The 22945-nt window shown below is 47.5% G+C and carries 9 protein-coding genes, 6 tRNA genes and 8 rRNA genes (1 of these 23 cut by a window edge); 7 read left to right on the top strand and 16 right to left on the bottom strand.

What is annotated here, in order from left to right:
* Positions 1-5 precede the first annotated feature (5 nt).
* From nagZ to MKX38_RS01025, 7 genes are all read left to right on the top strand, one after another.
* Positions 6-1934, top strand: coding sequence for a beta-N-acetylhexosaminidase (gene nagZ, locus MKX38_RS01055; protein ID WP_339188317.1), 1929 nt, complete (start codon positions 6-8; stop codon positions 1932-1934).
* Positions 1935-1947: 13 nt separating this feature from the next.
* A complete protein-coding gene (locus MKX38_RS01050; protein ID WP_064911734.1) occupies positions 1948-3192 on the top strand; it encodes an exo-beta-N-acetylmuramidase NamZ domain-containing protein in 1245 nt (414 codons plus the stop codon).
* A gap of 190 nt (positions 3193-3382) precedes the next feature.
* Positions 3383-4972 (top strand): bacillibactin transport transcriptional regulator Btr, encoded by a 1590-nt coding sequence (btr, locus tag MKX38_RS01045; RefSeq protein WP_339188313.1) that lies wholly within the window; start codon positions 3383-3385, stop codon positions 4970-4972.
* Between the two features lie 90 nt (positions 4973-5062).
* Positions 5063-6016, top strand: coding sequence for an iron ABC transporter substrate-binding protein FeuA (gene feuA, locus MKX38_RS01040; protein WP_128992326.1), 954 nt, complete (start codon positions 5063-5065; stop codon positions 6014-6016).
* An 18-nt stretch (positions 6017-6034) separates the two neighbouring features.
* Positions 6035-7039, top strand: coding sequence for an iron ABC transporter permease (locus MKX38_RS01035; protein WP_327847394.1), 1005 nt, complete (start codon positions 6035-6037; stop codon positions 7037-7039).
* A complete protein-coding gene (gene feuC / locus MKX38_RS01030) occupies positions 7032-8042 on the top strand; it encodes an iron ABC transporter permease FeuC (RefSeq protein WP_003234980.1) in 1011 nt (336 codons plus the stop codon). Before MKX38_RS01035 ends, feuC begins: the two co-directional genes overlap by 8 nt.
* On the top strand, positions 8039-8791 hold the full coding sequence (locus MKX38_RS01025) for an alpha/beta hydrolase (protein WP_327847395.1): 753 nt from the start codon (positions 8039-8041) through the stop codon (positions 8789-8791). Before feuC ends, MKX38_RS01025 begins: the two co-directional genes overlap by 4 nt.
* A gap of 9 nt (positions 8792-8800) precedes the next feature.
* Here MKX38_RS01025 and MKX38_RS01020 read toward each other — a convergent pair whose 3' ends face one another.
* From MKX38_RS01020 to MKX38_RS00945, 16 genes are all read right to left on the bottom strand, one after another.
* Positions 8801-9721, bottom strand: a complete 921-nt coding sequence (locus tag MKX38_RS01020; protein WP_167407840.1) for a bile acid:sodium symporter family protein — start codon at positions 9719-9721, stop codon at positions 8801-8803.
* A gap of 145 nt (positions 9722-9866) precedes the next feature.
* Complete coding sequence (locus MKX38_RS01015; RefSeq protein WP_015252977.1) at positions 9867-11303, bottom strand: SulP family inorganic anion transporter; 1437 nt, start codon at positions 11301-11303, stop codon at positions 9867-9869.
* A 770-nt stretch (positions 11304-12073) separates the two neighbouring features.
* Positions 12074-12189: ribosomal RNA gene (gene rrf / locus MKX38_RS01010) — 5S ribosomal RNA — on the bottom strand.
* Between the two features lie 55 nt (positions 12190-12244).
* Positions 12245-15172, bottom strand: a 23S ribosomal RNA gene (locus MKX38_RS01005).
* Between the two features lie 170 nt (positions 15173-15342).
* Positions 15343-16892 (bottom strand): 16S ribosomal RNA (locus MKX38_RS01000).
* 187 nt (positions 16893-17079) lie between these two features.
* Positions 17080-17195 (bottom strand): 5S ribosomal RNA (rrf, locus tag MKX38_RS00995).
* 55 nt (positions 17196-17250) lie between these two features.
* Positions 17251-20178, bottom strand: a 23S ribosomal RNA gene (locus MKX38_RS00990).
* A gap of 170 nt (positions 20179-20348) precedes the next feature.
* Positions 20349-21898: ribosomal RNA gene (locus MKX38_RS00985) — 16S ribosomal RNA — on the bottom strand.
* Between the two features lie 171 nt (positions 21899-22069).
* A tRNA-Ala gene (locus MKX38_RS00980) sits at positions 22070-22145 on the bottom strand.
* Between the two features lie 8 nt (positions 22146-22153).
* Positions 22154-22230 (bottom strand) — tRNA-Pro (locus MKX38_RS00975).
* A gap of 27 nt (positions 22231-22257) precedes the next feature.
* Positions 22258-22334: transfer RNA gene (locus MKX38_RS00970), tRNA-Arg, on the bottom strand.
* A gap of 31 nt (positions 22335-22365) precedes the next feature.
* A tRNA-Gly gene (locus MKX38_RS00965) sits at positions 22366-22440 on the bottom strand.
* A gap of 60 nt (positions 22441-22500) precedes the next feature.
* Positions 22501-22573, bottom strand: a tRNA-Thr gene (locus tag MKX38_RS00960).
* A gap of 2 nt (positions 22574-22575) precedes the next feature.
* Positions 22576-22650, bottom strand: a tRNA-Asn gene (locus tag MKX38_RS00955).
* Between the two features lie 45 nt (positions 22651-22695).
* Positions 22696-22811 (bottom strand): 5S ribosomal RNA (rrf, locus tag MKX38_RS00950).
* A gap of 55 nt (positions 22812-22866) precedes the next feature.
* Positions 22867-22945: ribosomal RNA gene (locus MKX38_RS00945) — 23S ribosomal RNA — on the bottom strand (it continues 2849 nt past the right edge of the window).
* The 16S, 23S and 5S rRNA genes sit together here with 6 tRNA genes alongside, the layout of an rRNA operon.

The raw sequence follows: 22945 nt of genomic DNA, 5'->3' as shown, positions 1-22945 counted from the left end.
TTTCTATGAGACCTGTCTTTCCGCTTATCCTTTCAGCCGTTCTCTTTCTTTCATGCTTTTTCGGGGCCAGACAGACAGAAGCCTCTGCATCCAAACGTGCAATCGATGCCAATCAGATTGTCAATCGTATGTCGTTAGATGAAAAACTCGGCCAGATGCTGATGCCTGATTTTAGAAATTGGCAAAAGGAAGGCGAGTCCTCTCCGCAAGCCCTTACAGAAATGAATGGTGAAGTCGCCAGCCTCGTCAAGAAATATCAATTCGGAGGCATCATCCTTTTTGCAGAAAATGTAAAAACAACAAAACAAACTGTCCAGCTGACAGACGATTACCAAAAGGCAAGTCCAAAAATCCCGCTCATGCTGAGTATTGATCAGGAAGGCGGCATTGTAACGAGGTTAGGGGAGGGCACTAATTTCCCAGGGAATATGGCGCTGGGCGCAGCCAGAAGCAGAATCAATGCGTATCAGACCGGCAGCATCATCGGGAAAGAGCTCTCTGCCTTAGGCATCAATACAGATTTCAGCCCTGTCGTGGACATTAACAATAATCCCGATAATCCTGTAATCGGCGTACGGTCATTCAGCTCCAATCGAGAACTGACATCACGTCTCGGTTTATACACGATGAAAGGGTTGCAGCGGCAGGATATCGCGTCTGCCCTCAAACATTTCCCGGGACATGGAGACACGGACGTTGACAGCCATTATGGACTGCCGCTCGTTTCCCATGGCCAAGAACGGCTTCGGGAGGTCGAGCTTTATCCTTTTCAAAAAGCAATTGATGCTGGTGCTGATATGGTGATGACAGCCCATGTTCAATTCCCTGCCTTCGACGACACCACATACAAAAGCAAACTCGATGGATCGGACATTCTGGTTCCAGCTACACTTTCGCAAAAAGTGATGACAGGTCTTCTTCGTCAGGAAATGGGCTTTAATGGGGTCATCGTTACCGATGCGCTCAATATGAAGGCAATCGCAGATCATTTCGGACAGGAAGAGGCTGTGGTCATGGCCGTAAAAGCTGGTGTCGATATTGCATTAATGCCAGCCTCAGTCACTTCAATGAAAGAAGAACAGAAATTCGCACGTGTCATTCAATCTTTAAAAGAAGCCGTAAAAAACGGGGATATCCCTGAACAACAAATCAACAAATCAGTTGAAAGAATCATTTCCCTGAAAATAAAACGCGGCATGTATCCAGCGCGAAACAGCGACAGTACAAATGAAAAAATAGCCAAAGCCCAAAAAATCGTAGGAAGCAAGCATCACCTGAAAGCAGAGAAAAAAATAGCTGAAAAAGCAGTAACTGTATTAAAAAATGAACAGCACACTTTGCCGTTCAAGCCTAAAAAAGGCAGCCGAATCTTAATTGTGGCACCTTACGAAGAACAAACTGCTTCAATCGAACAAACCATTCACGATCTCATCAAGCGAAAGAAAATCAAACCCGTATCTGTCGACAAAATGAATTTTGCCAACCAAATATTTAATGCCGAGCATGCAAAACAAGTAAAAAAGGCTGATTATATCATAACCGGCTCCTATGTCGTCAAAAATGACCCTGTCGTCAACGACGGTGTCATCGACGACACAATATCAGATTCAAGCAAATGGGCCACCGTGTTTCCGAGAGCTGTCATGAAAGCCGCACTGCAGCACAACAAACCATTTGTCTTAATGAGCCTGCGCAACCCCTATGATGCAGCCAATTTCGAAGAAGCAAAGGCACTGATTGCAGTCTATGGCTTTAAAGGATACGCAAATGGCCGTTATCTTCAACCTAATATTCCGGCCGGAGTGATGGCGATATTCGGCCAGGCAAAACCTAAAGGCACACTTCCAGTTGACATTCCGTCAGTCACGAAACCAGGGAACACCCTTTACCCATTTGGCTACGGATTAAATATCAAAACGGGAAGACCGCTTTAATAAGGAGGGACACATGAGAAAAACAATATTCGCTTTTCTGACAGGGCTCATGATGTTCGGAACGATAACCGCTGCCTCTGCTTCACCCGATTCAAAGAATCAAACAGCTAAAAAACCTAAAGTCCAGACTGGGATAGACACGCTCTTGCCAGACTATAAAAAACAGCTCAAGGGAAAACGTATCGGACTGATCACCAATCCAACCGGAGTAAACGCATCTCTAAAAAGCAGTGTCGATATCCTTTACGAGAACCCGGATATCAAACTGACAGCTTTATTCGGCCCTGAACACGGCGTCCGCGGTGACGCCCAGGCTGGAGACGAAGTAGGCTCTTACATTGACGAAAAAACCGGGGTTCCCGTATACAGCCTCTACGGAAAAACGAAAAAACCGACTCCAGAAATGCTTAAAAATGTCGATATTCTAATGTTTGACATTCAGGATGTCGGGACCCGTTTCTACACGTACATTTATACAATGGCATACGCAATGGAAGCCGCTAAAGAAAACGGCATTCCATTTATGGTGCTGGACCGTCCGAATCCTCAAGGCGGGAATCATATTGAAGGACCAATCTTAGAACCTGAATACGCCTCATTTGTCGGATTGTATCCCATTCCATTGAAGCATGGGATGACGATAGGCGAATTGGCTTCACTGTTCAACAAAGAATTTAGTATTGATGCCGATCTTACAGTGGTAAAAATGAAACACTGGAAACGAAAAATGGATTTTGACGATACCCGATTGCCTTTCGTCCTCCCTTCGCCTAACATGCCGACGGTGGAAAGCACATTTGTTTATCCTGCAACCGGGCTGATTGAAGGAACAAATATATCCGAAGGGCGAGGGACAACAAAGCCATTCGAATTGATCGGAGCTCCCTTTATCAAAAGCACAGAACTTGAAGAAACATTAAACAGCCTCCATTTGCCGGGCGTTACATTTAGGGCAGCATCCTTCACACCGACGTTTTCTAAACATCAAGGAACGCTTTGCCACGGTGTGCAGCTCTATGTGACAGACAGAGATAAGTTTGAAGCCGTTAAAACGGGTCTTTCAGTCATTAAAACCATACACGATCTCTATCCTGAGGATTTTGAGTTCCTGTCAACAGGTTCATTCGATAAACTGGCAGGCAACGGCTGGATCAGGACAAAAATTGAAAATGGAACTTCGGTTGAGAACATCATAAACAGCTATGAAAAAACACTCCAACAATTCAGCAAAACAAGAAAAAAGTATCTCATTTATTAGAACATAAGCATCGTATGTTACACGTGTAACATATTCTTATTGAACGAAAGACCCTTACTTTTACACATAAGTAAGGGTTTTTTTCATGCTAAAAACCCACCCGCTTTATATAGGAAAACTTTCATTTATTTGGTACAATTTTTATTGAAAATGATTATCAATTGAAAGCTTCTGAAAAGGTGGTCTACTCGTGCAAAATGCAGTGATTTATCAACCGATACAAATTGAATATCTAAAAAAGACAAGTGATCTCTTCTCAGAACAGCAATTAGCCGATTCATTCGTGCTGATTTTTCATTTAAAAGGAAACGGCTATATTTCGATCGGAACAAACACCAATCCTCTGCAAAAAAAGACACTTTATGTTTGTCCGCCTAACGAGACCTTTGGCTTTATGCCAGCAGCCGATGGACATATAGATGCCTGTCTGATCAGGCTTCAAAGCTATATCAAGGAAGCCGGCCAAGATATTTACACACCGTGCACAGAATCGGAATTAGCCAAACTGAAGCTTATGAATGTTTCACATATCGAAAATCTTGCAGTCCGGCTTCAAGAGCTTGCCGCACTATGGAATGAATCGTCTCAGCTTTCTCAGCTAAAATGTGTGATTGAAGTACAAAGCCTGATTTATGATCTTTTTACTGCCAGTTTATCTGATCAAACGGATACACATTCAGCAATCGAAAAAACAAAACACTATATCGAAACCCATGCCGATACAAAAATCACGCTTGCCCAGCTGTCGCAAATGGCAGGAATCAGTGCCAAACACTACAGTGAAAGCTTTAAAAAATGGACAGGACAGAGCGTAACAGAATTTATTACGAAAACACGAATCACAAAGGCAAAACGGCTCATGGCAAAATCAAACTGCAAATTAAAAGAAATCGCACACCAAACCGGTTATCAAGATGAATTTTATTTCAGCAGAATCTTTAAAAAATATACAGGCTGTTCACCTACAAGCTATATGAAAAAACGCCGAAAGAAAATCGCCGCATACGGAAGGGGCACAATGGGCCATCTCATCCCTCTTCACCACATACCTTTTGCGGCCGCTCTGCATCCGAAATGGACGTCTTACTACTATCAGCATTATTCGACAGATATACCCGTCCAGCTCAGTGCATACCGGTTTAATGAAAAGTGGGAAGAAAACCTGTACACGTTATCGCAGGCAGAACCAGATGTGATTGTCAGCATGGATTCTATTTCTCCAGAAGAACAAGATCGCCTGAATCGCATCGCAGAAGTCATGTACCTTCCTTCAGAAGAAAGCTGGAGAACCCACTTTCTGCAAACTGCCTCATTTTTAAAGGAGGAGTCCGAAGCAGAGAAGTGGCTAGCGGATTATGACCAGCAGACAACAGCCGCCAAAAAAACACTTCAGCACGTTCAAGGGCTGCGTTTTCTCTTTTTGAGGCTGCATAAGCAAAACTTCTATCTGGCACATAACCGAAGTGTCCGCGAAGTTTTCTTTGGGGATTTAGGATTCAGCTCGGCAACAACGGCTGACACACCTTCAGAACAAGCGATTTCGTTAGAAAATATCGCAAATTACCAAGCTGACTGTATGATGCTTTTTCTTTTTAAAGAGCCGGAGACCATAGCTTACTACCAGCAATTACAGCAGACAGAAGCATGGCAAAACCTAAGCGCGGTACGGAATAACCGTGTTTATCTTCTATCCCTTGATCCGTGGAATGAATACTCAGCTTGCGGGCACGAACGCATCGTTCAGCAAACTGTTTCTTTACTACCCGGAGATTGTCCATGATAAATCAGGAATTTATCCATGGTGTTATATCTGTTCATTCTCTATAATTCCAATTGATAATAGTTATCAATTGAACAGGAGGCTCTATAGATGAAAAAGATATCTCTTACTTTATTAATCTTGCTTCTCGCGCTGACAGCGGCAGCTTGCGGCAGCAAAAATGAATCAACTGCCAGCAAGGCAAGCGGCACAGCATCTGAGAAGAAGAAAATTGAATACCTTGATAAAACATATGAAGTAACTGTACCGACAAACAAAATTGCCATTACGGGAAGCGTTGAATCAATGGAAGACGCGAAATTGCTTGACGTTCATCCGCAAGGCGCAATTTCATTCTCCGGCAAATTCCCTGATATGTTCAAAGACATCACTGATAAAGCCAAACCAACCGGAGAAAAAATGGAGCCAAATATTGAAAAGATTCTTGAAATGAAGCCAGATGTTATCCTTGCTTCAACAAAGTTTCCGGAAAAAACGCTGCAAAAAATCAGCACAGCAGGCACGACGATCCCAGTTTCTCATATCTCTTCAAACTGGAAGGAAAACATGATGCTGCTTGCCCAGCTGACCGGAAAAGAGAAAAAAGCAAAGAAAATTATTGCAGACTATGAACAGGATCTAAAGGAAACAAAAACAAAAATCAATGATAAAGCGAAAGATTCAAAAGCGCTTGTCATCAGAATTAGACAAGGCAACATTTACATTTACCCTGAACAGGTGTATTTTAACTCCACACTATACGGTGATTTAGGCCTTAAGGCGCCGAACGAAGTAAAAGCTGCAAAAGCGCAAGAGCTGATTTCATTAGAAAAATTAAGTGAAATGAACCCGGACCATATTTTCGTCCAATTTTCTGATGATGAAAATGCAGACAAACCTGATGCCTTAAAAGATTTAGAGAAAAATCCAATCTGGAAAAGCCTTAAAGCAGTCAAAGAAGATCATGTGTATGTCAACTCAGTGGACCCTCTCGCACAAGGCGGCACAGCTTGGAGCAAAGTCCGTTTCCTGAAAGCAGCTGCTGAAAAATTGACACAAAACTAATTCAGAGTAGGTTTTTGTATGTATTCAAAACAGTGGACACGTATCATATTGATTACTTCTCCATTTGCTATAGCGCTGTCACTTTTGCTTTCAATCCTTTATGGGGCAAAGCATCTCAGCACAGATATTGTTTTTACATCTCTTATTCATTTCGATCCGGAAAACACAGACCATCAAATTATATGGCATTCCCGGATTCCAAGGGCTGCCGGCGCTCTGCTCATAGGGGCAGCCCTTGCTGTTTCTGGAGCGCTTATGCAGGGCATTACGCGCAATTATTTAGCTTCGCCATCCATTATGGGTGTTTCAGATGGTTCAGCGTTTATCATTACGCTTTGCATGGTTCTGCTCCCGCAATCATCTTCGATTGAAATGATGATATACTCTTTTATCGGCTCAGCGTTAGGAGCAGTGTTAGTATTCGGCCTTGCCGCCATGATGCCAAACGGATTTACCCCCGTGCAGCTCGCCATCATCGGCACAGTCACAAGCATGCTGCTCAGCAGCTTATCAGCGGCCATGTCGATTTATTTTCAAATTTCTCAGGATCTCAGTTTCTGGTACAGTGCCAGACTTCATCAAATGAGTCCGGATTTCCTGAAGCTTGCCGCTCCGTTTTTCCTGATTGGCATTATAATGGCCATTTCTCTCAGCAAAAAGGTGACCGCTGTATCATTAGGGGACGACATTTCTAAAAGCTTAGGACAAAAGAAAAAAACCATTAAAATCATGGCGATGCTTTCCGTCATCATTCTAACCGGCAGTGCCGTAGCGCTGGCCGGAAAAATTGCGTTTGTCGGGTTGGTTGTTCCGCATATCACGAGATTTCTCGTCGGCTCTGATTACAGCAGGCTGATTCCGTGTTCCTGTATTTTGGGCGGAATCTTTTTAACCTTGTGTGATCTCGCAAGCAGATTTATCAACTATCCGTTTGAAACACCGATTGAGGTCGTAACATCCATTATCGGCGTACCTTTCTTCCTTTATTTAATTAAACGAAAAGGAGGGGAGCAAAATGGCTAAAAAATATGCATTGTTCATCGCTTTGATTCTTGTTGTCAGCTATTTCAGCTTAACGAGCGGATCATTTTCTGTTCGTCCTGCTGAGCTGCTCTCCACTCTTTTTCAAATCGACCCGAATCCGCAGTATGAAATTTTGTTGTTCGATTTAAGACTGCCGCGGGTTGTCATGGCTGCTATTATTGGACTCGGTCTTGGCATTGCAGGCGCTGTTATCCAGGCCATCACGAGAAACGGGCTTGCTGACCCTGGAATTCTCGGAATCAACGCAGGGGCAGGAGCCGGCATTGTAGCGTTTATGCTCTTATTCCAAGGCCAGAAGGAAGTGACATCCATAGCTGCAGCGATGGGAATGCCGCTCTTTGGATTGATAGGCGGGCTCATCGCGGCGATCCTGATTTACATATTTGCATGGCACAGAGGCAATTTAGATTCAGGAAGAATTATTCTGGTAGGGATTGCGATCAATTCAGGATTCAGCGCCCTGTCTTTGTTTTTATCTTTAAAAATGGACCCGCAAGACTATCAAATGGCCATGGTGTGGAAAAACGGAAGCATCTGGTCTGCCAACTGGACGTATATCACAGCCGTTCTCCCATGGATGCTGCTGTTTATACCGATTCTTATCGGCAAATCCCGCCTGCTCGACACCATTCGTTTTGATGAAGACACAGTCAGAAGCCTCGGCATTTCATCAAATAAAGAAAAAACCATCCTGCTCGTAGCCTGTGTAGCAATCATCAGCGCCTGTGTCTCCGTAGCGGGAAGCATGGCGTTTGTTGGCTTAATTGCTCCCCATATCTCACGGAGACTGGCTGGCGTCGAACATCGCTATATCCTGCCACTGAGCGGTTTAATCGGGATGCTTCTTGTGATAAGCGCAGACTTTGCTGGAAAACTGTTTTTTCAGCCCGCAGAAGTGCCCGCAGGCATCATTTTGGCGATCCTCGGAGTTCCTTATTTCTTATATCTGCTTTTCAAGCAAAAAAAGGGGGAGAATGCTTGAAAGGATCTCTTTCAGAACACAAAGCCGGCAACAGGAGGTTCACGCTGTACCTCCCTCCTTCCTACAGCACAGACAGCGGGGGATTTCCTGCTGTTTACGTGCAGGATGGCAGTTGTTTGTTCCAAAACCAAATCGAATTATTAGAAAGCATGTTTCAACAGCAAAAGCTCCCTGAACTCGTGCTAATTGGTATCGAACCCGAAAACCGGCTAAATGAATACACACCTTGGCCGGCTGCATCACTCAGTGATCGGTTCACGGACTTCGGCGGAATGGGATATCACTATCTGTCTGATATAACGAACCAGTTCATTCCGCTAATCGAAGAAAACTGGAACGTCACCAGGGAACCGCAGTCAAGAGGAATGATCGGTGCCTCATTAGGCGGCCTCATCTCAATGTTCGCCTTATTAAAATATCCGTCAATGTTCGGGAAAATAGGCTCTATATCAGGTTCATACTGGTACGAGAACGCAGCGGAAACCATTCATATATCTTCTTTAAAGCCCGGCACTACACGTGTTTTCATGTCTGTCGGGAGTGAAGAAGGCCGTGAAAAACAATCCATTCAGCGACATATGCTGAAAAAAACAAAGCAAGTTCATCAAAGTCTAAAAGAAAAAGGCTTCACTGAAGACCAGTTGTGTCTTTCAATTGAAAAAGGAGCGGTGCACCACCGCAAGTATTTCTGCAAACAGTTCATCAACGCGCTCGAATGGCTATACGGAAAAAACCGCTCAACCCTATGAGCGGTTTTTTTATGCTTTCTGCAACATTGGTTTTAATTCAAAACGATTCAGCATATAGCCAAACAAAGCAGCCAATATCTGCTGAAACAGCATGCCGATCACAACAGGAACGGCAACCTGAGACGGGAAGAACGTAACGGCAAGAACTGCGCCAGCACTAATATTCCTCATGCCTCCCGTAAATATAAGAGAGACTATTTCCTCTTGCCGCCTTTTCATCATTTTTCCGATCAGCCAAGCAGCGGCATAGCCTGTTAACGCGATAAAGAATACCGTTACAGCTATTCCTGCAAATCTCAAATCAATGGCTTTGAAATAAGGAGCAATCGCTGAACTGTTAATCGCAACCACTGCCATCAAGCAAAGCTTTGAAAAAGGCGACAGCGCACTGCTCACAGACGCAGTTCTTTCTGGAGATGACATCTGATTAAACAGCATGCCCAGAAAAGAAGGAATCACGACCATTACAATCAGACCTTTCATCATTCCCCACACATCCATATGAACCTGAGCGCCGGCCAGCAATGAAAGACTCAGCGGTACGATTAGCGGTGACAGCACAGTATCAATTAAAATAATCGAAAGTGTCAAACCGACATTCCCTTTGTACATCGCTGCCCAAATCAAGCTTGTAATCCCCGTAGGAATCACAACAGCCAATGTTAAACCGGTAATCGTCAAAGGATCACCTTTAAATATAAGATGGCCGCTGCCCCAAGCAAAAAGCGGCATGAAAATATGAAGAACGAATAGTGCAAGAATCATAGGGAGAGGGTGAGACAATGCATGTCTCAAAGATTGAAAGTTCGCGCTCAAACTGCCTGCAAACGTAATAAAAGCAAAGATCCAAGGCACAGCCCATTCATACCCATTTAAAAACTGAGACAGCAGCACGCCCAACACCACACTAGTCGGCGTTAACAGCGGCATCACTCTCCCCAATACACGGTTCAGCTTCTGAAGCATCATATGCAAGTCCCCTATTTAAAATTTCTCTTCTCTCTATTATATCAATGCTGCTTAAGTGTATGTTATATAAAAAAGCCCAGATCTCATTCATCTGGGCTTCTCTATTTTATGCCATCTGTTTCATTAGAGATTTACTCGCTTTATTCAAACCTTTTAACTCAGCTTCAATGCCTTGTTCCTTAAACTTCGCAACAATCTTATCAAGTGCGGCCGCACCAGAATCGTCCCATACGTGAGCTTCAGTTAAGTCAATCACAACCCGCTCAATATCCTCTTGATATATAAACGCATTCGTAAGATCAGTCACTGACGCAAAAAAGATTTGCCCCTTCACTTGATACGTTCTAAGCTTTTGATCCTCTGCATGAGAAACGATTTTCAGCTTCGAGATTTTTGCTACAAAGAACACGGCACTTAAAAGAACACCGACAAATACACCCTTAGATAAGTCATCCGTCACAACAACCGTAACCACAGTCACAACCGTGACAATCGAGTCCGTGAGCGGCGCTTTTTTGAGACCTTTTAAAGAAGACCAATCAAAAGTGCCGACAGACACCATAACCATTACAGCCACTAACGCCGCCATTGGGATTTTCACCACGACATGACTTAACACCGCAATTAAAAACATCAGAAAAGCACCGGCAACAAATGCTGACAAACGTCCGCGACCGCCCGCTTTTGTATTAATGACAGATTGTCCGATCATAGCGCAGCCTGCCATTCCGCCAAAGAATCCAGTCACGATATTCGCAATTCCCTGTCCGCGGCTCTCTTTATTTTTATCACTGTCCGTATCCGTCATTTCATCAATAATCTGTGCTGTCAGCAAAGATTCAAGCAACCCGACAAACGCTAAAGCAATTGAATAAGGAAAAATAATTTGCAGTGTTTCAAAGGTAAACGGAACATCAGGGATTAAGAAATGAGGCAATGAACTAGAAATATTGCCCATATCACCAACCGTCCGCACATCCACATGGAAAGTGACCGCAATAATTGTCATCACAATAATCGCCACAAGCGGAGACGGAACAGCAGTCGTAAACCTTGGCAGCACATAAATAATAACCAACGACCCGGCAAGCATCGCATACATGCTCCAAGAAGCACCTTCAAACTGGGGAAGCTGCGCAGAGAAGATAAGGATCGCCAGCGCATTCACAAACCCGATCATCACAGAACGCGGGATGAATTTCATTAATCTTGCAATTTTACTGATACCTAAAATCACTTGAATAATGCCAGTCAAAATCGTAGCTGCAAATAAATACTGAAGCCCATGATCAGCAACCAGCGACACCATAACAACTGCCATTGAGCCTGTCGCAGCTGAAATCATGCCAGGTCTGCCGCCAAAAATAGAAATAATAATGGCGATGCAAAATGACGCATAAAGACCGACCATCGGATCCACACCGGCTATAATAGAAAAGCCAATCGCTTCAGGTATTAACGCTAACGCAACTAAAATGCCAGCAAGAATGTCTTTTCGGATATTCCCGAACCATTGCTGTTTTAATGTAAAACTATTATTCAAATATAACGACTCCTTTTTAGTAAAAAATAAATCCGCACCATATCTATTGTATTGGGAGCTTTTTTTATTTTACGGGAGAAAATGAAAAGAAAAACGACCGGAGAAAACGGGGAAACGTTGAGTATATTGTATTGAGGCAAGGAGTTGTCATACAAAGAGCATCATAATAAATTTTTATCAATTACGCAAGATGAATGCTGAAGAAAAAAATGGCTCAAATATAGTCTGAGACATTTTATCATATCCGGATGAAACCAAGAATCGTTTTAATGACAGTAATATCTTTTCTCTCATTTGGCAATCCGAGCCGGTTTCCGAAAAAATAACCTATCATCATTATCTCAGGCTGATAAATATGAGCGGCCTCATTTAACTCTGTATTTTGGCAATCAATAAAACAGCTTTTGCAGGGATTATTCTTAGTTTTTTCTTAGGACTTATTTATGGCCGGCATGTTCGCCATTATTTTATTGTCACCAATCAATTTTATCATGGAAAAACAGAACAAACGACAAGCATGCTGTTCGCTGCCAATGGATTGGCGGCTCTATCCTGCCAATCGCAGTCGGATGGAGTCTGGATGAGTCTCCCGTACAAACTGCATTTTGATTATTTATGACTCTCATGTTGATCATGCTAGGGATTGTATTGGAATTCAAAAGTATTAGAAAACTTTAAAAAGCAGAAGCTTGATAAAATGGATACTGACGAAAGCAAATCGGCACAGATATAAAACAAAAAACCCAGCTCAATGAGCTGGGTTTAAGCTTGCTTGGCGGCGTCCTACTCTCACAGGGGGAAACCCCCGACTACCATCGGCGCTGAAGAGCTTAACTTCCGTGTTCGGTATGGGAACGGGTGTGACCTCTTCGCTATCGCCACCAAACAAATTGAGAGTGTTCTCTCAAAACTAGATAACAGGTGTGACATCATTCAAAAATATGGTTAAGTCCTCGATCGATTAGTATCTGTCAGCTCCATGTGTCGCCACACTTCCACCTCAGACCTATCAACCTGATCATCTTTCAGGGATCTTACTTCCTTGCGGAATGGGAAATCTCATCTTGAGGGGGGCTTCATGCTTAGATGCTTTCAGCACTTATCCCGTCCGCACATAGCTACCCAGCGATGCCCTTGGCAGAACAACTGGTACACCAGCGGTGCGTCCATCCCGGTCCTCTCGTACTAAGGACAGCTCCTCTCAAATTTCCTGCGCCCGCGACGGATAGGGACCGAACTGTCTCACGACGTTCTGAACCCAGCTCGCGTACCGCTTTAATGGGCGAACAGCCCAACCCTTGGGACCGACTACAGCCCCAGGATGCGATGAGCCGACATCGAGGTGCCAAACCTCCCCGTCGATGTGGACTCTTGGGGGAGATAAGCCTGTTATCCCCGGGGTAGCTTTTATCCGTTGAGCGATGGCCCTTCCATGCGGAACCACCGGATCACTAAGCCCGACTTTCGTCCCTGCTCGACTTGTAGGTCTCGCAGTCAAGCTCCCTTGTGCCTTTACACTCTGCGAATGATTTCCAACCATTCTGAGGGAACCTTTGGGCGCCTCCGTTACCTTTTAGGAGGCGACCGCCCCAGTCAAACTGCCCACCTGACACTGTCTCCCCGCCCGATAAGGGCGGCGGGTTAGAAGGTCAATACAGCCAGGGTAGTATCCCACCGATGCCTCCACCGAAGCTGGCGCTCCGGTTTCCAAGGCTCCTACCTATCCTGTACAAGCTGTACCAACATTCAATATCAGGCTGCAGTAAAGCTCCACGGGGTCTTTCCGTCCTGTCGCGGGTAACCTGCATCTTCACAGGTACTATAATTTCACCGAGTCTCTCGTTGAGACAGTGCCCAGATCGTTGCGCCTTTCGTGCGGGTCGGAACTTACCCGACAAGGAATTTCGCTACCTTAGGACCGTTATAGTTACGGCCGCCGTTTACTGGGGCTTCAATTCGCACCTTCGCTTACGCTAAGCGCTCCTCTTAACCTTCCAGCACCGGGCAGGCGTCAGCCCCTATACTTCGCCTTACGGCTTCGCAGAGACCTGTGTTTTTGCTAAACAGTCGCCTGGGCCTATTCACTGCGGCTCTCTCGGGCTTGCACCCTAACAGAGCACCCCTTCTCCCGAAGTTACGGGGTCATTTTGCCGAGTTCCTTAACGAGAGTTCTCTCGATCACCTTAGGATTCTCTCCTCGCCTACCTGTGTCGGTTTGCGGTACGGGCACCTCTCACCTCGCTAGAGGCTTTTCTTGGCAGTGTGGAATCAGGAACTTCGCTACTATATTTCGCTCGCCATCACAGCTCAGCCTTATGGGAAACGGATTTGCCTATTTCCCAGCCTAACTGCTTGGACGCGGATATCCAATACCGCGCTTACCCTATCCTCCTGCGTCCCCCCATTGCTCAAATGGTGAGGAGGTGGTACAGGAATATCAACCTGTTGTCCATCGCCTACGCCTTTCGGCCTCGGCTTAGGTCCCGACTAACCCTGAGCGGACGAGCCTTCCTCAGGAAACCTTAGGCATTCGGTGGAGGGGATTCTCACCCCTCTTTCGCTACTCATACCGGCATTCTCACTTCTAAGCGCTCCACCAGTCCTTCCGGTCTGGCTTCACAGCCCTTAGAACGCTCTCCTACCACTGTTCGAAGAACAGTCCGCAGCTTCGGTGATACGTTTAGCCCCGGTACATTTTCGGCGCAGAGTCACTCGACCAGTGAGCTATTACGCACTCTTTAAATGGTGGCTGCTTCTAAGCCAACATCCTGGTTGTCTAAGCAACTCCACATCCTTTTCCACTTAACGTATACTTTGGGACCTTAGCTGGCGGTCTGGGCTGTTTCCCTTTCGACTACGGATCTTATCACTCGCAGTCTGACTCCCAAGGATAAGTCATTGGCATTCGGAGTTTGACTGAATTCGGTAACCCGGTAGGGGCCCCTAGTCCAATCAGTGCTCTACCTCCAAGACTCTTACCTTGAGGCTAGCCCTAAAGCTATTTCGGAGAGAACCAGCTATCTCCAGGTTCGATTGGCATTTCACCCCTACCCACACCTCATCCCCGCACTTTTCAACGTGCGTGGGTTCGGGCCTCCATTCAGTGTTACCTGAACTTCACCCTGGACATGGGTAGATCACCTGGTTTCGGGTCTACGACCACGTACTCATGCGCCCTATTCAGACTCGCTTTCGCTGCGGCTCCGCATCTTCTGCTTAACCTTGCACGGGATCGTAACTCGCCGGTTCATTCTACAAAAGGCACGCCATCACCCGTTAACGGGCTCTGACTACTTGTAGGCACACGGTTTCAGGATCTCTTTCACTCCCCTTCCGGGGTGCTTTTCACCTTTCCCTCACGGTACTGGTTCACTATCGGTCACTAGGGAGTATTTAGCCTTGGGAGATGGTCCTCCCGGATTCCGACGGAATTTCACGTGTTCCGCCGTACTCAGGATCCACTCAGGAGAGAACGAAGTTTTGACTACAGGGCTGTTACCTCCTATGGCGGGCCTTTCCAGACCTCTTCATCTACCTCGTTCTTTTGTAACTCCGTACAGAGTGTCCTACAACCCCAAGAGGCAAGCCTCTTGGTTTGGGCTAATCCCGTTTCGCTCGCCGCTACTCAGGGAATCGCATTTGCTTTCTCTTCCTCCGGGTACTTAGATGTTTCAGTTCCCCGGGTCTGCCTTCTCATATCCTATGAATTCAGATATGGATACCACTCCATTACGAGTGGTGGGTTTCCCCATTCGGAAATCTCCGGATCAAAGCTTGCTTACAGCTCCCCGAAGCATATCGGTGTTCGTCCCGTCCTTCATCGGCTCCTAGTGCCAAGGCATCCACCGTGCGCCCTTTCTAACTTAACCGTTAAAAAGAATCACTATGTGATATCTTGTGTTACTAATTGAATGTGATGTCTACTGTTATCTAGTTTTCAAAGAACACGTTTCGAAGGAATGATCCTTCAAAACTAAACAAGACAGGGAACGTTCTGTTTATAAGACCCAAGGTCTTATATTCCGTATAATATCCTTAGAAAGGAGGTGATCCAGCCGCACCTTCCGATACGGCTACCTTGTTACGACTTCACCCCAATCATCTGTCCCACCTTCGGCGGCTGGCTCCTAAAAGGTTACCTCACCGACTTCGGGTGTTACAAACTCTCGTGGTGTGACGGGCGGTGTGTACAAGGCCCGGGAACGTATTCACCGCGGCATGCTGATCCGCGATTACTAGCGATTCCAGCTTCACGCAGTCGAGTTGCAGACTGCGATCCGAACTGAGAACAGATTTGTGGGATTGGCTTAACCTCGCGGTTTCGCTGCCCTTTGTTCTGTCCATTGTAGCACGTGTGTAGCCCAGGTCATAAGGGGCATGATGATTTGACGTCATCCCCACCTTCCTCCGGTTTGTCACCGGCAGTCACCTTAGAGTGCCCAACTGAATGCTGGCAACTAAGATCAAGGGTTGCGCTCGTTGCGGGACTTAACCCAACATCTCACGACACGAGCTGACGACAACCATGCACCACCTGTCACTCTGCCCCCGAAGGGGACGTCCTATCTCTAGGATTGTCAGAGGATGTCAAGACCTGGTAAGGTTCTTCGCGTTGCTTCGAATTAAACCACATGCTCCACCGCTTGTGCGGGCCCCCGTCAATTCCTTTGAGTTTCAGTCTTGCGACCGTACTCCCCAGGCGGAGTGCTTAATGCGTTAGCTGCAGCACTAAGGGGCGGAAACCCCCTAACACTTAGCACTCATCGTTTACGGCGTGGACTACCAGGGTATCTAATCCTGTTCGCTCCCCACGCTTTCGCTCCTCAGCGTCAGTTACAGACCAGAGAGTCGCCTTCGCCACTGGTGTTCCTCCACATCTCTACGCATTTCACCGCTACACGTGGAATTCCACTCTCCTCTTCTGCACTCAAGTTCCCCAGTTTCCAATGACCCTCCCCGGTTGAGCCGGGGGCTTTCACATCAGACTTAAGAAACCGCCTGCGAGCCCTTTACGCCCAATAATTCCGGACAACGCTTGCCACCTACGTATTACCGCGGCTGCTGGCACGTAGTTAGCCGTGGCTTTCTGGTTAGGTACCGTCAAGGTACCGCCCTATTCGAACGGTACTTGTTCTTCCCTAACAACAGAGCTTTACGATCCGAAAACCTTCATCACTCACGCGGCGTTGCTCCGTCAGACTTTCGTCCATTGCGGAAGATTCCCTACTGCTGCCTCCCGTAGGAGTCTGGGCCGTGTCTCAGTCCCAGTGTGGCCGATCACCCTCTCAGGTCGGCTACGCATCGTTGCCTTGGTGAGCCATTACCTCACCAACTAGCTAATGCGCCGCGGGTCCATCTGTAAGTGGTAGCCGAAGCCACCTTTTATGTTTGAACCATGCGGTTCAAACAACCATCCGGTATTAGCCCCGGTTTCCCGGAGTTATCCCAGTCTTACAGGCAGGTTACCCACGTGTTACTCACCCGTCCGCCGCTAACATCAGGGAGCAAGCTCCCATCTGTCCGCTCGACTTGCATGTATTAGGCACGCCGCCAGCGTTCGTCCTGAGCCAGGATCAAACTCTCCGATAAAGTAGTTTGACTGACTACGCACATCGCTGTGCGATTTTTAAAAACTGAATTAACAGGTACGTTTTGTCTTGTTTAGTTTTCAAAGATCATTTTGTTTGTCCGCTTTGTTAAAGTAACTTTATTAGTATACAACGTCACTTCTTCAAAGTCAACAACTTTTTTTAAAAAATTACACTAACGTGCAATTGCTTGGCGGCGTCCTACTCTCACAGGGGGAAACCCCCGACTACCATCGGCGCTGAAGAGCTTAACTTCCGTGTTCGGTATGGGAACGGGTGTGACCTCTTCGCTATCGCCACCAAACAAATTGAGAGTGTTCTCTCAAAACTAGATAACAGGTGTGACATCATTCAAAAATATGGTTAAGTCCTCGATCGATTAGTATCTGTCAGCTCCATGTGTCGCCACACTTCCACCTCAGACCTATCAACCTGATCATCTTTCAGGGATCTTACTTCCTTGCGGAATGGGAAATCTCATCTTGAGGGGGGCTTCATGCTTAGATGCTTTCAGCACTTATCCCGTCCGCACATAGCTACCCAGCGATGCCCTTGGCAGAACAACTGGTACACCAGCGGTGCGTCCATCCCGGTCCTCTCGTACTAAGGACAGCTCCTCTCAAATTTCCTGCGCCCGCGACGGATAGGGACCGAACTGTCTCACGACGTTCTGAACCCAGCTCGCGTACCGCTTTAATGGGCGAACAGCCCAACCCTTGGGACCGACTACAGCCCCAGGATGCGATGAGCCGACATCGAGGTGCCAAACCTCCCCGTCGATGTGGACTCTTGGGGGAGATAAGCCTGTTATCCCCGGGGTAGCTTTTATCCGTTGAGCGATGGCCCTTCCATGCGGAACCACCGGATCACTAAGCCCGACTTTCGTCCCTGCTCGACTTGTAGGTCTCGCAGTCAAGCTCCCTTGTGCCTTTACACTCTGCGAATGATTTCCAACCATTCTGAGGGAACCTTTGGGCGCCTCCGTTACCTTTTAGGAGGCGACCGCCCCAGTCAAACTGCCCACCTGACACTGTCTCCCCGCCCGATAAGGGCGGCGGGTTAGAAGGTCAATACAGCCAGGGTAGTATCCCACCGATGCCTCCACCGAAGCTGGCGCTCCGGTTTCCAAGGCTCCTACCTATCCTGTACAAGCTGTACCAACATTCAATATCAGGCTGCAGTAAAGCTCCACGGGGTCTTTCCGTCCTGTCGCGGGTAACCTGCATCTTCACAGGTACTATAATTTCACCGAGTCTCTCGTTGAGACAGTGCCCAGATCGTTGCGCCTTTCGTGCGGGTCGGAACTTACCCGACAAGGAATTTCGCTACCTTAGGACCGTTATAGTTACGGCCGCCGTTTACTGGGGCTTCAATTCGCACCTTCGCTTACGCTAAGCGCTCCTCTTAACCTTCCAGCACCGGGCAGGCGTCAGCCCCTATACTTCGCCTTACGGCTTCGCAGAGACCTGTGTTTTTGCTAAACAGTCGCCTGGGCCTATTCACTGCGGCTCTCTCGGGCTTGCACCCTAACAGAGCACCCCTTCTCCCGAAGTTACGGGGTCATTTTGCCGAGTTCCTTAACGAGAGTTCTCTCGATCACCTTAGGATTCTCTCCTCGCCTACCTGTGTCGGTTTGCGGTACGGGCACCTCTCACCTCGCTAGAGGCTTTTCTTGGCAGTGTGGAATCAGGAACTTCGCTACTATATTTCGCTCGCCATCACAGCTCAGCCTTATGGGAAACGGATTTGCCTATTTCCCAGCCTAACTGCTTGGACGCGGATATCCAATACCGCGCTTACCCTATCCTCCTGCGTCCCCCCATTGCTCAAATGGTGAGGAGGTGGTACAGGAATATCAACCTGTTGTCCATCGCCTACGCCTTTCGGCCTCGGCTTAGGTCCCGACTAACCCTGAGCGGACGAGCCTTCCTCAGGAAACCTTAGGCATTCGGTGGAGGGGATTCTCACCCCTCTTTCGCTACTCATACCGGCATTCTCACTTCTAAGCGCTCCACCAGTCCTTCCGGTCTGGCTTCACAGCCCTTAGAACGCTCTCCTACCACTGTTCGAAGAACAGTCCGCAGCTTCGGTGATACGTTTAGCCCCGGTACATTTTCGGCGCAGAGTCACTCGACCAGTGAGCTATTACGCACTCTTTAAATGGTGGCTGCTTCTAAGCCAACATCCTGGTTGTCTAAGCAACTCCACATCCTTTTCCACTTAACGTATACTTTGGGACCTTAGCTGGCGGTCTGGGCTGTTTCCCTTTCGACTACGGATCTTATCACTCGCAGTCTGACTCCCAAGGATAAGTCATTGGCATTCGGAGTTTGACTGAATTCGGTAACCCGGTAGGGGCCCCTAGTCCAATCAGTGCTCTACCTCCAAGACTCTTACCTTGAGGCTAGCCCTAAAGCTATTTCGGAGAGAACCAGCTATCTCCAGGTTCGATTGGCATTTCACCCCTACCCACACCTCATCCCCGCACTTTTCAACGTGCGTGGGTTCGGGCCTCCATTCAGTGTTACCTGAACTTCACCCTGGACATGGGTAGATCACCTGGTTTCGGGTCTACGACCACGTACTCATGCGCCCTATTCAGACTCGCTTTCGCTGCGGCTCCGCATCTTCTGCTTAACCTTGCACGGGATCGTAACTCGCCGGTTCATTCTACAAAAGGCACGCCATCACCCGTTAACGGGCTCTGACTACTTGTAGGCACACGGTTTCAGGATCTCTTTCACTCCCCTTCCGGGGTGCTTTTCACCTTTCCCTCACGGTACTGGTTCACTATCGGTCACTAGGGAGTATTTAGCCTTGGGAGATGGTCCTCCCGGATTCCGACGGAATTTCACGTGTTCCGCCGTACTCAGGATCCACTCAGGAGAGAACGAAGTTTTGACTACAGGGCTGTTACCTCCTATGGCGGGCCTTTCCAGACCTCTTCATCTACCTCGTTCCTTTGTAACTCCGTACAGAGTGTCCTACAACCCCAAGAGGCAAGCCTCTTGGTTTGGGCTGATCCCGTTTCGCTCGCCGCTACTCAGGGAATCGCATTTGCTTTCTCTTCCTCCGGGTACTTAGATGTTTCAGTTCCCCGGGTCTGCCTTCTCATATCCTATGAATTCAGATATGGATACCACTCCATTACGAGTGGTGGGTTTCCCCATTCGGAAATCTCCGGATCAAAGCTTGCTTACAGCTCCCCGAAGCATATCGGTGTTCGTCCCGTCCTTCATCGGCTCCTAGTGCCAAGGCATCCACCGTGCGCCCTTTCTAACTTAACCGTTAAAAAGAATCACTATGTGATATCTTGTGTTACTAATTGAATGTGATGTCTACTGTTATCTAGTTTTCAAAGAACACGTTTCGAAGGAATGATCCTTCAAAACTAAACAAGACAGGGAACGTTCTGTTTATAAGACCCAAGGTCTTATATTCCGTATAATATCCTTAGAAAGGAGGTGATCCAGCCGCACCTTCCGATACGGCTACCTTGTTACGACTTCACCCCAATCATCTGTCCCACCTTCGGCGGCTGGCTCCTAAAAGGTTACCTCACCGACTTCGGGTGTTACAAACTCTCGTGGTGTGACGGGCGGTGTGTACAAGGCCCGGGAACGTATTCACCGCGGCATGCTGATCCGCGATTACTAGCGATTCCAGCTTCACGCAGTCGAGTTGCAGACTGCGATCCGAACTGAGAACAGATTTGTGGGATTGGCTTAACCTCGCGGTTTCGCTGCCCTTTGTTCTGTCCATTGTAGCACGTGTGTAGCCCAGGTCATAAGGGGCATGATGATTTGACGTCATCCCCACCTTCCTCCGGTTTGTCACCGGCAGTCACCTTAGAGTGCCCAACTGAATGCTGGCAACTAAGATCAAGGGTTGCGCTCGTTGCGGGACTTAACCCAACATCTCACGACACGAGCTGACGACAACCATGCACCACCTGTCACTCTGCCCCCGAAGGGGACGTCCTATCTCTAGGATTGTCAGAGGATGTCAAGACCTGGTAAGGTTCTTCGCGTTGCTTCGAATTAAACCACATGCTCCACCGCTTGTGCGGGCCCCCGTCAATTCCTTTGAGTTTCAGTCTTGCGACCGTACTCCCCAGGCGGAGTGCTTAATGCGTTAGCTGCAGCACTAAGGGGCGGAAACCCCCTAACACTTAGCACTCATCGTTTACGGCGTGGACTACCAGGGTATCTAATCCTGTTCGCTCCCCACGCTTTCGCTCCTCAGCGTCAGTTACAGACCAGAGAGTCGCCTTCGCCACTGGTGTTCCTCCACATCTCTACGCATTTCACCGCTACACGTGGAATTCCACTCTCCTCTTCTGCACTCAAGTTCCCCAGTTTCCAATGACCCTCCCCGGTTGAGCCGGGGGCTTTCACATCAGACTTAAGAAACCGCCTGCGAGCCCTTTACGCCCAATAATTCCGGACAACGCTTGCCACCTACGTATTACCGCGGCTGCTGGCACGTAGTTAGCCGTGGCTTTCTGGTTAGGTACCGTCAAGGTACCGCCCTATTCGAACGGTACTTGTTCTTCCCTAACAACAGAGCTTTACGATCCGAAAACCTTCATCACTCACGCGGCGTTGCTCCGTCAGACTTTCGTCCATTGCGGAAGATTCCCTACTGCTGCCTCCCGTAGGAGTCTGGGCCGTGTCTCAGTCCCAGTGTGGCCGATCACCCTCTCAGGTCGGCTACGCATCGTTGCCTTGGTGAGCCGTTACCTCACCAACTAGCTAATGCGCCGCGGGTCCATCTGTAAGTGGTAGCCGAAGCCACCTTTTATGTTTGAACCATGCGGTTCAAACAACCATCCGGTATTAGCCCCGGTTTCCCGGAGTTATCCCAGTCTTACAGGCAGGTTACCCACGTGTTACTCACCCGTCCGCCGCTAACATCAGGGAGCAAGCTCCCATCTGTCCGCTCGACTTGCATGTATTAGGCACGCCGCCAGCGTTCGTCCTGAGCCAGGATCAAACTCTCCGATAAAGTAGTTTGACTGACTACGCACATCGCTGTGCGATTTATAAAAAAATGAATTAACAGGTACGTTTTGTCTTGTTTAGTTTTCAAAGATCATTTTGTTTGCTTGCTTTGTTAAAGCAACTTTCTTAGTGTACAACGTCACTTCTTCAAAGTCAACAACTTTTTAAAAACTTTTGGTGGAGCCTAGCGGGCTCGAACCGCTGACCTCCTGCGTGCAAAGCAGGCGCTCTCCCAGCTGAGCTAAGGCCCCATAAAAAATGGTCGGGAAGACAGGATTCGAACCTGCGACCCCATGGTCCCAAACCATGTGCTCTACCAAGCTGAGCTACTTCCCGATTTCCCATCTATTCTATTAAAAGATATGGCGCGCCCGAGAGGAGTCGAACCCCTAACCTTTTGATCCGTAGTCAAACGCTCTATCCAATTGAGCTACGGGCGCAATTCAATTTACAATATCCCGTTGGGATAAATGGAGCGGAAGACGGGATTCGAACCCGCGACCCCCACCTTGGCAAGGTGGTGTTCTACCACTGAACTACTTCCGCATATCGCAATAAAAAAAGCTTTCTCCTTATGAGAAACCTTGGTAATAATACATTAAATAAAGCTTCCAAGCGGGCTCGAACCGCTGACCTCTTCCTTACCATGGAAGTGCTCTACCTGCTGAGCTATGGAAGCAATGGCTCCGCAGGTAGGATTCGAACCTACGACCGATCGGTTAACAGCCGATAGCTCTACCACTGAGCTACTGCGGAATAATATAAAGCTTCATAAACAAACATGGTAGAATTAATAAATCTGCTTGGCGGCGTCCTACTCTCACAGGGAGAAACCCCCGACTACCATCGGCGCTGAAGAGCTTAACTTCCGTGTTCGGTATGGGAACGGGTGTGACCTCTTCGCTATCGCCACCAAACAAATTGAGAGTGTTCTCTCAAAACTAGATAACAGGTGTGACATCATTCAAAAATATGGTTAAGTCCTCGATCGATTAGTATCTGTCAGCTCCATGTGTCGCCACACTTCCACCTCAGACCTATCAACCTGATC

Origin of the sequence: Bacillus sp. FSL M8-0025 (genome assembly GCF_037975475.1) — a bacterium.
GTDB lineage: Bacteria > Bacillota > Bacilli > Bacillales > Bacillaceae > Bacillus > Bacillus subtilis.
The sequence above is the reverse complement of the archived record's forward strand: the minus strand, read 5'-3'. Positions and strand labels throughout refer to the sequence as shown.

What these genes read in the sequence shown, in the direction of transcription:
- nagZ (WP_339188317.1), top strand. Translation starts at nt 6, where the DNA reads ATGAGACCTGTCTTTCCGCTTATCCTTTCAGCCGTTCTCTTTCTTTCA.
- MKX38_RS01050 (WP_064911734.1), top strand. Translation starts at nt 1,948, where the DNA reads ATGAGAAAAACAATATTCGCTTTTCTGACAGGGCTCATGATGTTCGGA.
- feuA (WP_128992326.1), top strand. Translation starts at nt 5,063, where the DNA reads ATGAAAAAGATATCTCTTACTTTATTAATCTTGCTTCTCGCGCTGACA.
- MKX38_RS01035 (WP_327847394.1), top strand. Translation starts at nt 6,035, where the DNA reads ATGTATTCAAAACAGTGGACACGTATCATATTGATTACTTCTCCATTT.
- feuC (WP_003234980.1), top strand. Translation starts at nt 7,032, where the DNA reads ATGGCTAAAAAATATGCATTGTTCATCGCTTTGATTCTTGTTGTCAGC.
- MKX38_RS01020 (WP_167407840.1), bottom strand. Translation starts at nt 9,721, where the DNA reads ATGCCGCTGTTAACGCCGACTAGTGTGGTGTTGGGCGTGCTGCTGTCT.